Source organism: Mycobacterium sp. IDUB_1, from assembly GCF_055419625.1.
The window spans coordinates 162,085-173,511 of sequence record NZ_JBVAYA010000003.1 but is presented as its reverse complement, the minus strand read 5'-3'; the positions used below and the strand labels follow the sequence as shown (position 1 = coordinate 173,511).

General features: G+C 69.9%; 11 protein-coding genes. 6 read left to right on the top strand and 5 right to left on the bottom strand.

What is annotated here, in order from left to right; all coding sequences use genetic code 11:
* Positions 1-4: 4 nt before the first annotated feature.
* The 3 genes from ACZYYX_RS18200 to ACZYYX_RS18190 form a co-directional block, all read right to left on the bottom strand.
* Positions 5-895 carry a sterol desaturase family protein gene (locus tag ACZYYX_RS18200; protein ID WP_463816498.1) on the bottom strand — a complete coding sequence of 297 codons (891 nt, stop codon included), beginning with the start codon at positions 893-895 and terminating at the stop codon, positions 5-7.
* A gap of 48 nt (positions 896-943) precedes the next feature.
* Positions 944-2,521, bottom strand: coding sequence for a carboxylesterase/lipase family protein (locus ACZYYX_RS18195; RefSeq protein WP_463815994.1), 1,578 nt, complete (start codon positions 2,519-2,521; stop codon positions 944-946).
* An 81-nt stretch (positions 2,522-2,602) separates the two neighbouring features.
* Positions 2,603-3,790, bottom strand: coding sequence for an MFS transporter (locus tag ACZYYX_RS18190; RefSeq protein ID WP_463815993.1), 1,188 nt, complete (start codon positions 3,788-3,790; stop codon positions 2,603-2,605).
* An 85-nt stretch (positions 3,791-3,875) separates the two neighbouring features.
* Between ACZYYX_RS18190 and malQ the strand changes: the two genes are divergently transcribed.
* The 4 genes from malQ (at position 3,876) to ACZYYX_RS18170 (ending at position 8,698) form a co-directional block, all read left to right on the top strand.
* Positions 3,876-6,044, top strand: a complete 2,169-nt coding sequence (gene malQ, locus ACZYYX_RS18185) for a 4-alpha-glucanotransferase (protein WP_463815992.1) — start codon at positions 3,876-3,878, stop codon at positions 6,042-6,044.
* A 109-nt stretch (positions 6,045-6,153) separates the two neighbouring features.
* The gene (locus ACZYYX_RS18180; RefSeq protein WP_463815991.1) at positions 6,154-6,627 is read left to right on the top strand and encodes a hypothetical protein; all 474 of its coding nucleotides are present in this window, start codon (positions 6,154-6,156) and stop codon (positions 6,625-6,627) included.
* A 59-nt stretch (positions 6,628-6,686) separates the two neighbouring features.
* Positions 6,687-7,595 carry a metal-dependent hydrolase gene (locus tag ACZYYX_RS18175; protein ID WP_463815990.1) on the top strand — a complete coding sequence of 303 codons (909 nt, stop codon included), beginning with the start codon at positions 6,687-6,689 and terminating at the stop codon, positions 7,593-7,595.
* A complete protein-coding gene (locus tag ACZYYX_RS18170) occupies positions 7,595-8,698 on the top strand; it encodes a PDR/VanB family oxidoreductase (protein ID WP_463815989.1) in 1,104 nt (367 codons plus the stop codon). The genes ACZYYX_RS18175 and ACZYYX_RS18170 overlap by 1 nt, the downstream gene beginning before the upstream one ends.
* On the opposite strand, the gene ACZYYX_RS18165 is transcribed toward ACZYYX_RS18170, so the two are convergent.
* Complete coding sequence (locus tag ACZYYX_RS18165) at positions 8,695-9,168, bottom strand: NUDIX hydrolase (protein WP_463815988.1); 474 nt, start codon at positions 9,166-9,168, stop codon at positions 8,695-8,697. The two genes, ACZYYX_RS18170 and ACZYYX_RS18165, sit on opposite strands and share 4 nt — an antisense overlap.
* Before the next feature lie 32 nt (positions 9,169-9,200).
* Between ACZYYX_RS18165 and ACZYYX_RS18160 the strand changes: the two genes are divergently transcribed.
* Together ACZYYX_RS18160 and ACZYYX_RS18155 are read left to right on the top strand one after the other, a co-directional pair.
* Positions 9,201-9,980: a hypothetical protein gene (locus ACZYYX_RS18160; protein ID WP_463815987.1), complete on the top strand. Its 780-nt coding sequence runs from the start codon at positions 9,201-9,203 to the stop codon at positions 9,978-9,980.
* 11 nt (positions 9,981-9,991) lie between these two features.
* A complete protein-coding gene (locus tag ACZYYX_RS18155) occupies positions 9,992-10,771 on the top strand; it encodes an SGNH/GDSL hydrolase family protein (RefSeq protein WP_463815986.1) in 780 nt (259 codons plus the stop codon).
* A gap of 33 nt (positions 10,772-10,804) precedes the next feature.
* Here the strand turns inward: ACZYYX_RS18155 and ACZYYX_RS18150 are convergent, their stop codons facing one another.
* Positions 10,805-11,383 (bottom strand): hypothetical protein, encoded by a 579-nt coding sequence (locus ACZYYX_RS18150; RefSeq protein WP_463815985.1) that lies wholly within the window; start codon positions 11,381-11,383, stop codon positions 10,805-10,807.
* Positions 11,384-11,427: the final 44 nt, after the last annotated feature.

Here is an 11,427-nt window from a genome sequence, read left to right as displayed (position 1 = left end):
AAGACTACGGGCTGACATGGGCACCGGCGACGGGCTGCGCTGCCGGTCGCCACCCGGGCGGACCGAAGATGTACCCGAGTTTGTCGCCCATCGTGCGCGCCGCGCGGACGTCGCGGCCGATCGCGGCGTACTCGCGCGTCTGCAGCCGCCAGATGTTGAAGGTGTGCACCGGTTTCGTCAGCCCGTAGTGCGGACGGAACACCTCGGGCTGGAACGTGCCGAAGAGGCGGTCCCAGAGGATCAGGATGCCGCCGTAGTTGCGGTCCAGGTAGAGCTGGTCCATGCCGTGGTGGACGCGGTGATGCGACGGGGTGTTGAACACGAACTCGACGGGCCGCGGCAGTTTTCCGATCCGCTCGGTGTGGATCCAGAACTGATAGACCAGACTGACCGAGAAGCTGAAGAACACCATCCACGGCGGAATTCCCAACAGCGGCAACGGTATCCACATCACGATCTCACCGCTGTTGTTCCATTTCTGCCGCAACGCGGTCGCGAAGTTGAAGTACTCGCTGGAGTGGTGCGCCTGGTGGGTGGCCCAGATCAGCCGGACGCGGTGGGCGATGCGGTGGTAGGCGTAGAACAGCAGGTCGACGCCGAGGATCGCGATCACCCAGGTGTACCACTGCGTCGCCGGCAGATGCCACGGCGCCACATAGGTGTATATCGCTGCGTATCCGAGTAACGCCCCGAACTTCCACGCGCCCATCGTGGCCACCGACACCAGCCCCATCGAGATGCTCGCCCACGCGTCACGGGTCAGGTACGACCCCGCGCCGGGTCGGTCCTCGGAGTCCTGCTCTGCGACAACGTGTTCGAGCTTGCGGGCCGCGACCCACTCGATGACGAGCAGCAGCAGGAAGAACGGGATGGCGAACAGCACCGGATCCCGCATCGCGGGCGGCAGCACGGTGAGGAACTCCGCTGATGGCACTGCTGCCCCCTACCGGAAGCTCAGCACGTCATCACCCCACGCCTGTCGCACCGGCGCGTCGAGGTCGTCGACGACGGTGTCCTGCCGGTCGATGACCAGCGTGGCACGGGAGTCGTCGTAGGGGCGCCACTGCGGCGCGGCGGCCGGGGCGCCCGGCACGCCGGTGCGGGCGAAGCCGGTCCAGCGGGCACGCATGCGCCGCGACACCTCGGCGCCGGCCGCGCGGCCACCGAGGGCGAACATCGGATCCTTGCGCCCCGCCCCGAGATTCCCCCACACGAAGGGCAATTCGGTGGCGTGCGCGGCGGCCATCCGCAACGCACGCAGCATCGGGGTGGCGAAGTCGAAGCGGTAGAGGTAGACGGGTGCGGTGGCGCGGTGACCGTCGGCGAACCAGATCGACGGCATCCGGAAACCGAGGTCGCTGGCGAGTCCGAGCCCCTTGCCCGCGCGCCTGCCCCGATACATCTTCTCGAGCTGGGCCTTCTCGGGAAGCGTCAGATCTGGTTGCTCGGCCGCGATCTGGGCGAACATCGCGTGGATCGCGTCGGCCTTGATCGGCAGTAACGGCAACTTCATGTACCGGAACAGCGCCGCTTCGTTGCGGTTGGTGCCGATGATCAACGGCACCGGGTGCGTCTGACCGTTCTGGGCCAGCCGGATCGGATAGTCCGGCACCAGGTCGCGGTCGACGATGGGCGCGAAGGCCAGCCGACCCGGGGTGCGCACCGGCACCTCGTTGAACACCGTCCGCGATGCCTCCACGATCGCCCCGATGGGCAACTGGGCAAGCCGGGAGAGCTCGTCGTGGCCGACCCCGACGACGTCGAGGAACCGGGCCGCGATGCGGCCGGCCTGCTCGGTGTCGTAGGAGGAGGTGACGGGCGAGCTCTGCGCGATCGCGGCGTGGAACAGCCCCTTGGCCGCCGGGCTGCCGAGCAGCGTGGTCACCACACCGCCACCGGCGGACTCACCGAACAGGGTCACCCGGCCGGGATCGCCGCCGAACGCGGCGATGTTGTCGCGGACCCAGGTCAGCGCAGCGAGCACGTCGCGCAGTCCGACGTTGGAGGCGAACCGCTCGGACTCCGCGCCGAGCGCGGCGAGCTCGAGGAAGCCCAGCGCGCCGAGCCGGTAGTTCACGGTGACGACGATGACGTCGCCGTCGGCGGCGAGCCGCCGGCCGTGGTAGAGCGGCTGGCTGGCCGCACCCAGGATGTAGGCGCCGCCGTGTACCCACACCATCACCGGTTTGCCGGCGCCGGGTTCGGTGCCGGATGGGGCCCAGACGTTGAGGGTGAGGAAGTCCTCACCCTGGGGAGCGCCGAGAGGAAGAGGAATGCGCGGGTCGGTCGGCTGCGGGCAGGCCGGCCCGACGAGGGAGGCGTCGCGCGGCTCGGTCCACGCTGTCGGCGGGACGGGAGCGCGCCAACGCAGGTCCCCGACCGGAGGTGCGGCGTAGGGAACGGCCTTCCAGGACGCGATCGTCCCGTCGTCGACCCCGCGGACCGGCCCGTATGCGGTGTCGACCACCGGATGACCGTCGGCGTTGCTGCGGGTCTCCTCGGAGCGGGCTTCCGCGGTCATGTCAGTAGATCTCCTTCGATCGAAGGTCCGGTACATCCCCCGTGCGGCCCCGGTACGTCACTGTACCAGCGCATTCTGGCATCACTTCCGGGTTTTGCCGGTCAGCACACCGCCCAGAGCGAGCAGGCTGAGGCCCGCCAGCACCACCATGATCAACCCGACGCGCAACTCCGCCGCATCGGCCACCACGCCCACGATCAGCGGGGCGCCGAGGAAGCCCACGCGCATCAGCCACGTCAGGATCGTCAAGCCCGTGCCGGCGCGCAGCCCGGGGAGTTCGTCGGCGGCGCGCATCGCCGCCGGCACCGCCGTCGCGACGCCCAGTCCGGCCGCGGCGAACCCGGCGATGCTGCCCGGCACCGACGGAAACGCCAGCGCCGCGCCCATCCCGGCCGCGGTGATCACCCCGCCGGCCCGCACCACCGCCCGCTCGCCGAACCGGTCGACCAGGCGGTCACCCACCAGTCGCCCGACGCACATCGCACCGACCAGCGCGACGTATCCGAGCGCGGCGACCGACCCGGCGGCACCCAGGCTGTCCCGCAGATACAGCGTCGCCCAGGAGCTTCCGGCGTCTTCCACGGCGGCACCCGCGATCGCGATGCCGATCAGTGCCAGCAGCGTCAGGTACACCGCGGCACGGGCGGAGGTGGCGCCGCCCTGCGCGGTGGGATGGTCCTCGTGGTCGGGTCCGTGCAGCAGGAACGGATACGCCGCGACCGCCACCGCGCAGAACAGCGCAGCGGACAGGCCGAGGTGCACGGTCCGCGGCAGGTGTACGGCGATGGCGCCGGCGGCCATCAGCCCGCCCACCATCGCACCCACCGCCCACACGGCGTGCAGTGAGTTGATGATCGACCGGCCGTACTGTCGTTGCAGCCGTAGGGCGTTCACGTTCTGCGCGACGTCGGTGATCGCGTCGGCGGCGCCGGCGACGAAGAGTGCCGCGGCGAACATCACGGCACTGGGTGCAGCCGAGGCGATCACGATGAACGCCGCGAGGATCAGCGTGGTGACGAGGTTGACCCGGGCGGACTGGTAGCGCCGGATCAGCGCTGCCGCGGCGGGGCCGGCGATCAGGGCGCCCGCCGAGAACGCGGCCACCGAGCCGCCGAGCATCGCGTTCGACAGCCCGAGGTCGGACTTGACCTCCGGCAGCCGGGGCAACAGATTGGCGAACAGCGCACCGTTGGTGAGGAAGACGGCGCCGATCGCGATCCGGGCACGCCGGTCACGCGTCTGGCCGCCGTCGAGCGGGTGGGGCGCCATGATGGTGCGACCCTACCGGCGCGCGGACCGTCGAGGCGACGGCGGCGGCCGACGCGTACATCGAAAGCACGGCAAGATGGCGCCCATGCCCGTGCCTATGTCCATGGACCGTTCGTCACTGATCGACCTGGCTGCCCGGTACGGCGTGGCCACCGAATATCAGGACTGGTCGGGCCGGCACGTCACCGTGCCCGACACGACGCTGGTGGCCGTGCTCGGCGCCCTCGGCGTCGCCGCGGGAACCGACGCCGAGCGGGCAGCCGCCCTGACCGCGCACGAGCACGCGTACTGGGCGCGCTCTCTGCCCGCGGCTATCGTCGCGCGGGCCGGGACGGCGACGCCGTTCTGGGTGCACGTCACCCACGGCGACCCCGTCGATGTGTGGCTCCAGCTGGAGGACGGCACGCGCCGCGACGATCTGCGGCAGCTCGAGAACAACCGGCCGCCCTACGATCTCGACGGCCGCCTCGTCGGCGAGGCGACCTTCGAACTGCCTGACGATCTGCCGCTGGGATATCACCGGGTGCATCTGCGGGTCGGCGCCTTCGACACCGGAGCGACGGTGATCGTGACGCCGTCTGACATCGCCACCCCGGTGCGGATGGGTGCGCGCCGGCTGTGGGGGCTGTCCACCCAGCTCTACAGCGTGCGGTCCGAGAAGTCATGGGGCGTGGGCGATCTGACCGATCTCACCGACCTGGCCGTGTGGTCGGCGGGTCAGCACGGCGCAGGCTTCATCCTGGTCAATCCGCTGCACGCGGCGGCACCGACACCGCCGATGGAGCCCTCGCCGTACCTGCCGACGTCTCGCCGGTTCGTCAACCCGCTGTACCTGCGAGTCGAAGCCGTGCCGGAGTACGCCTACCTGCGCCACCGCGGGCGGGTGCGTAAGGCCCATGCCCGGGTGCAGGCCCGGGCGGCGCGCTCGCAGCGCGTCGACCGTGATCGCTCCTGGGAAGCCAAACGCGCTGCGCTGCACAGCATTTACCTGGTCCCGTTCAGCCGCGGCCGGGAGCTCGCGTATCAGGGGTACTGCCGCCGCGAGGGACGAGCACTCGACGATTTCGCCACCTGGTGCGCGCTGTCGGAACAGCACGGCTCCGATTGGCGCCGCTGGCCGGCAGAACTGCGGCATCCGCGCAGCGAGGCGGTGGCCGCGTTCGCCGCCGAGCACTCCGCCGCGGTCGACTTCCACCGCTGGTTGCAGTGGCTGCTCGACGAACAGCTCGCCGCGGCGCAGGCCGGCGCCGTGGGCGCCGGCATGGAGATCGGCGTCATGGCCGACCTCGCGGTCGGGGTCGACCCCGCGGGCGCCGACGCGTGGGCGCTGCAGGACGTACTGGCGCTCGGCGTGACCGCGGGTGCACCGCCGGACGAGTTCAATCAGCTCGGGCAGGACTGGTCGCAACCCCCGTGGCGTCCCGACCGGCTCGCCGAAGCCGCCTACGAACCGTTCCGTGCGTTGGTGGCCGCGGCCCTGCGACACGCGGGCGGGGTGCGCATCGACCACATCATCGGCCTGTTCCGGCTGTGGTGGATCCCCCGCGGCGTCGCGCCGACCGAAGGCACCTACGTGCGCTACGACCACGAGGCGATGATCGGGATCGTCGCACTCGAGGCGCATCGAGCCGGTGCGCTCGTCGTCGGCGAGGATCTGGGCACCGTCGAACCGTGGGTGCGTGACCATCTGCGGGACCGGGGCCTGTTCGGGACATCGATCCTGTGGTTCGAATCCGGTCACGACGGTGCGCCGCTGCCGGCCGAACAGTGGCGCCAGGCCTGCCTGTCGGCGGTCACCACACACGATCTGCCACCGACCGCCGGCTACCTGGTCGGCGAGCACGTTCGGCTGCGCGACGAGCTGGGCCTATTGACCCGTCCGGCCGAACAGGAATGGGCGGCCGATCGGGCCCACCGGGACGCATGGCTGGGTGAACTGCGGCGGGTGGGCCTGCTGGGCGCGCAGACGGACCCCGATGCCGACCTCGATGCCGACCTCGACGTCGATGAAGTGGTGATCGCGCTGCACCGTTACCTGGGGCGCAGCCCGTCGCAGCTGCTGGCGATGTCGCTGGCCGACGCCGTCGGCGAAACACGCACCCAGAACCAGCCGGGCACCACCGACGAGTACCCGAACTGGCGGGTACCGCTGGCCGGCCCCGACGGCCGCGCGGTGTTGCTGGACGACCTGTTCGACGACGCCCGCGCTGCGGCATTGTGCGACGTCATGCGCGCAGCCGCCGAGGTGCTGTGACAGCTCCGGGGGTGGCCCCCTGTAACGCCGGCGCCCTCTGCAGCGGTTTCACATTCGTCACCGCTGCGATATGTTCGCACCGCGTCGCCGACCCGAGGAGAGAGTTGTCGTGAGAAAGCTCGTCGTGTTCAGCGGTGGCCTGGTGGCCGCCGGAACAATCGCCCTGGTCGGGGCCGGTGCCGCGCTGTCCCAGCCGGCGGGTGCGCCCAGCCCGTACAACGTCACCGGTGAGCAGTACGGCCGCGCGCTGGCGATCCTGAAGAGCCAAGGCATCAAGGCCTACTTCGGCGGTTCCCGCGGCAGCGTGCTTCCTCAGTCGGCGTGCCTGGTGGATCAGCAGAAGGTCACCAGCGGTGGTCGGATGCTGCTGTCCCTGGACTGCACGCAGGCCGCCGCCGATCAGATCAAGGCTCAGGGCCCGGTGGGTGGCCCCACCGTCGGCGCCAACGGTGTGACCACGGTGACGCCGACGCCTGTCGTGCCGATCGCCGGGGCTCCGGGCGCCGGCGCTCCTGTTGCGGGTGCGCCTCAGCAGATTCCGGGCGGCCCGCCGATCCCCGGTCAGCCGCTGCCTGCCGGCTGATCCCATTACCCGGGACCCGCGGTCCCACCAATCGCGAGGTTCGTCGTAAACTCTCGGTCATGCTGCGACCCCGCCGCGACGCCGTGCGCGTCGACGACATCGATCCCGGGCCCGTGCAGATCCAGGCCCGCAAGGTCACCTTCGACGTCAGCGATGTTCCGCTGCACTGGATTCCGGGCCATCCGGCCGCCTCTCACGTGATCAGCGTGCTGAATCTCGTGCTACCTGCCGGTGAGCGCTGGTTCGTGCAGACCTTCAACGAGGCGCTGCCCATGGTCGAGGACCCGCATCTCGCGGACGACATCCGCGGGTTCATCGGACAGGAGGCCACCCACGCCGACGTGCACGACGCGATCCTGCACGACTTCATGGTCGAACGCGGCGTCGATCCGGAGCCGATCCTCGCCCAGGTCGAGCACGTCTTCTCCCGGGTGCTCGCACCGATCGACTCGCCCGACCCCGACGTGCGCCTGAACCACCTCTGTGAGCGGCTGTGGCTCATCGCCGCGATCGAGCACTACACCGCGGTGATGGGCGATTTCGCGCTGAACTGCACCTGGGACCAGCACGGCGCCGATCCCACACTGACCGATCTGTTCCGCTGGCACGGTAGCGAGGAAGTCGAGCACCGCAGCGTCGCCCACGATGTCGCGACCTACTTCCACGACAGCTACCTCGCTCGGATCCGCGCGATGACGATCGCCGCGTCCATGCTGTTCGTGTTCTTCCAGCGCACCGCGTGGTACCTGGTCAAGACCGACCCGGATGTCACGACGACGTGGTGGGGCTTCAATCGCATGCGGATGCGCGACTCCAAACTCGGCCTGCTGCCCCGCTACAGCTCGCTGTTCGGGTCGAGCACGCTGACCTACTTCCGGCGCGGTTACTCGCCGGAGCAGTTCGGGTCCACCGCCCAGGCGGTCGCCTATCTGGCGAGTTCGCCGGCAGCGCGTGCGGCTCATCAGTGATGTCCGTGCTGGGCAAGCACTACCGGCAGACGCCGCCCAGTGCGTCGGGCCGCAGCCGCCACGACCCGGTACTGGCGCTCGCCGGCGCGGGTCTCGCGCGGTTGTTCTCCGTGACCGCGACGCGCCAGATCCGTCCGCCGAGCAGTCAGGGGCAGCCGACTCTGGCCCTCACGGTGCGCGGCCGCCGGGTGGTCGCCCGCGATCAGGACGTCGTCGAGTTGACGCTGGCCGCGGTCGACGGCGCCGCACTCCCCCGCTGGTATCCGGGTGCCCACCTGGACGTGCATCTGCCCAGTGGCCGTATTCGCCAGTATTCGTTGTGCGGTGACCCGGCCACCTCCGGCGAGTACCGCATCGCAGTGCGCCGCATCCCTGACGGTGGCGGCGGTTCGATCGAGTGTCACGACGCACTGCCCGTCGGCGCGGTGGTACACACCCACGGCCCGCGCAACGCGTTCCCGCTGACCGTACCCGGGCACGGATCCCCCACGCGCCGTGTGCGATTCATCGCCGGCGGCATCGGCATCACCCCGATCCTGCCGATGCTGCGGGCGGTGCGGTACCTCGGCGTGGAGTGGTCGATGATCTACACCGGGCGCAGCCGCGACAGCCTGCCGTTCCTCGGCGAGGTGGCGGACTTCGGGGCGCCGGTCGAGATCCGTACCGATGACGTGAACGGATTACCGTCGGCAGCAATACTTCTCGGTGACTGCCCGGCCGGCACCGCAGTCTATGCCTGTGGCCCGGCACCGATGCTGACGGCGGTGCGCGCGGCGCTGGTGGACCGCGCCGACGTGGAACTGCACTTCGAGCGGTTCGCCGCACCCCCCGTGCAGAATGGCACCCCGTTCGAGGTCAGCGTGGCGTCGACGGGCGCGACGATCAGCGTGGGCGCACAGGAGACCCTGCTGACGGCGTTGCAGCGGGCCGGGATCGCGGCACCGTACTCGTGCCAGCAGGGGTTCTGCGGAACCTGCCGGGTCCGGGTGCTCGCCGGCGAGGTGGACCATCGCGACACGTTGCTCACCGACCCCGAGCGTGACGCGGCCATGATGCTGACGTGCGTGTCCCGGGGCCACGGAGCACTGACGCTCGACCTCTAGCCGAGGGCCTCGACGAGCGCATCGAGCAGCGGCCGTTGACTTTTCAGCAGTTTTTCGCGTGCGACCTCCAGACCCCACCACGCGATCCTGTCGAGTTCCGGAAACTCCGCCATCCGCCCCGAGCGGGGCGGCCACTCCATCGTGAACGTGTTGCTGACGGCACCTCGGACGTCGAGATCGCCCTTCACTGCGAATGCGGTGACGATCTTGCCGCCGGCCTGCCGTACCGGCGGCAGGTCGATGCGGGGTCCGGCCGGCGGCGGCATGCCGATCTCTTCGGTGAACTCGCGTTGTGCGGCCGCCCACGGGTCCTCCCCGTCGTCGTACTCGCCCTTCGGGATCGACCATGCGCCGTCGTCCTTGCGCGCCCAGAACGGCCCGCCCGGATGGCCGAGGAGCACCTCGAGTTCGTCGCTGCCGTGGCGGTAGAGCAGGAGGCCGGCGCTGCGGGAAGGCTTGCGGGAAATCACAGCCGACGATAGCCCGTGTAAGGATGGAGGCGATGACCCGTCCCACGCGGCGCATGCTCACCTCGTTGTGGTCGGCGACCACCATGGTGCCGGTCAACAGCGGCGCCGCGGCCGCCTATCGCACACTGTTCGTGACGGTGCGCCGTCTCGTTCTGGGAAGGCGCCTGACAGTGCGTCTGGACGACGGCGATCTCACCCTGACCGTCACCCGTTTCGATTCCCGGCTCGACGTGCACGGCCTTTCTGTCGGCCAGCTCACCGACGTCCGATTGGTGGCCTCCGACATCCGTTGGCAGGAAGGCATTCTCAACACCGCAACCGTGGTCTTGCACAACGTTCACCTCCGGCCCGGCGCACCGCCGACGCTGGTGGCCGCGCCGGTGGAGGTGACGTTGGAGGTGCCGGCGCCGATGGTCGACGACATGTTCGGCCGCGCCGCGCCGCGGTTGTCCGGCGACGTCGGTGACGACGGGGTGGCCCGCATCCGGTTCGCTCGCCGGCCCCGGTTCGGCCATGTCGAAGTCGATGTGAGTGTCGACGGTTCGACGCTGTGGCTGCAGGCCCATACGGTGGCGCTGGGCGCCCGGCGCTGGCGGCTGCCCGCGCGCACTCCCGCCTACCCGGTGCGGCTGCCCGAGCTGGCCCACGGCCTGACTCTGACCGGTGTCGAATTCGCACCCAAGGTGGTGCGGGTGACGGGAACGCTGCCCCAGTGGCGTACCGACTTGGACCGGAAACGCTTGGAGGACACCATCACCGGACTCAGCGTCGGCATGGTGCTCAACCTGACCAGGGTCGGCAGGTCGCGTTAGAGTCTTCTGCCGTGGCCGGTCACATCGGGTACGCCCGCTTCGTCGCCCTCGGCGACAGCCAGACCGAGGGGCTGTGGGACGGCGACGACGCGACAGGCCTGCGGGGTTTCGCCGATCGCCTGGCCGAGCGGCTCGATGCGCTCTGCCCGGGTCTGCAGTACGCCAATCTGGCAGTGCGCGGTAACCAGATCCGCGATGTTGCCGACGTCCAGCTGCCCGCTGCGCTGGACATGAACGCAGATCTGGTCACCCTCTGCATCGGTATGAACGACATGACCCGTCCCGGAACGGGTTTCGAGCGGGCACTGACCCAGCTGCGGGAGGTGCACCGCGCGCTGGCCGGCTCCGGGGCGACGGTGGTGACGACGACGTTCCCCGACCTGGCCCGCATCCTGCCGATCGGGCGGGTGCTCGGCGCCAGGGTGCTGGCGATCAACGAGGTCATCCGTGCGGCGTCCGAGCGGCACGGCTTCGCGCTGGTCGACCTGTACGGAGCGCCGTCGATGACGCAGCCCGACACGTGGAGCCCGGACCGGGTGCACGGCTCCCCGCGCGGACACCACCTGTTCGCCGAGGCGGCCGCCGAAGCGCTCGGACTGCCGGGCAGCTCCCACGACTGGGCCACCGCGGACCCCACCGCCCCGCCGCCGTCGCTGCGCTCGCGGACCTACTCTCAACTGCTCTGGACGCGGAACATGCTGATGCCCTACCTGTGGAACCACCTGCGTGGCCGATCGCTGAGCGATACGCGCGGTCCCAGGCGTCCGGCGCTGGCTCAGCTGGTCGGCTGACCCTGGCTCAGATTCCCGGCTCAGATTCCCGGCTCAGATTCCCGTCCATGTCGTGTCGAGCTCGTTCGCGACGTCGATCACCTTGGCCTTCTGCGACTCCGGGCTGTCGATCTCGCCCGCGACGTGCGCGGCGATGAACCGCCGGATCTCGGCGTCCACGCCCCCGATGATGCGCACGACTTCTCCGCGCAGCGATTTCGAGGTCACATGGATCGCGATATCGGTGGCGCGCGGTTTCTCGACATCGATGATCAGCAGCAGCGGCTCGGCGGCGCGCGCTACGGCGCGCAGCGAGATCTCGCCGAACACCATGAACCTGGGCTTGTCGATCCGCAGGTCGACCACCATGTCGATCTCCAACGGAATGCGGATCGCGAACGTGATCTCCTCGGCCACCCGCCGGTTGACCCGCGGCGTCAGGATGCGCACCTTGGCGGTCACCTTGGCGAGCTTGCCCGGCCCCTGGGCGATCGGGCCCATTTCGAAAGCCTCGCCGGCGATCTGGCCGATCGCTTCGCCCACCCGCTCTTCGGTCACCGCGACCTCGAAGAACCGCCGGCCGAACTCTTCGTAGCTCATGTAGGTCGTCGGAGCGTCAGAGGTGGTGTTCATGGTCCTGCTACGTTCTCACGTCCACCGCGCCGGAGGCGACAACA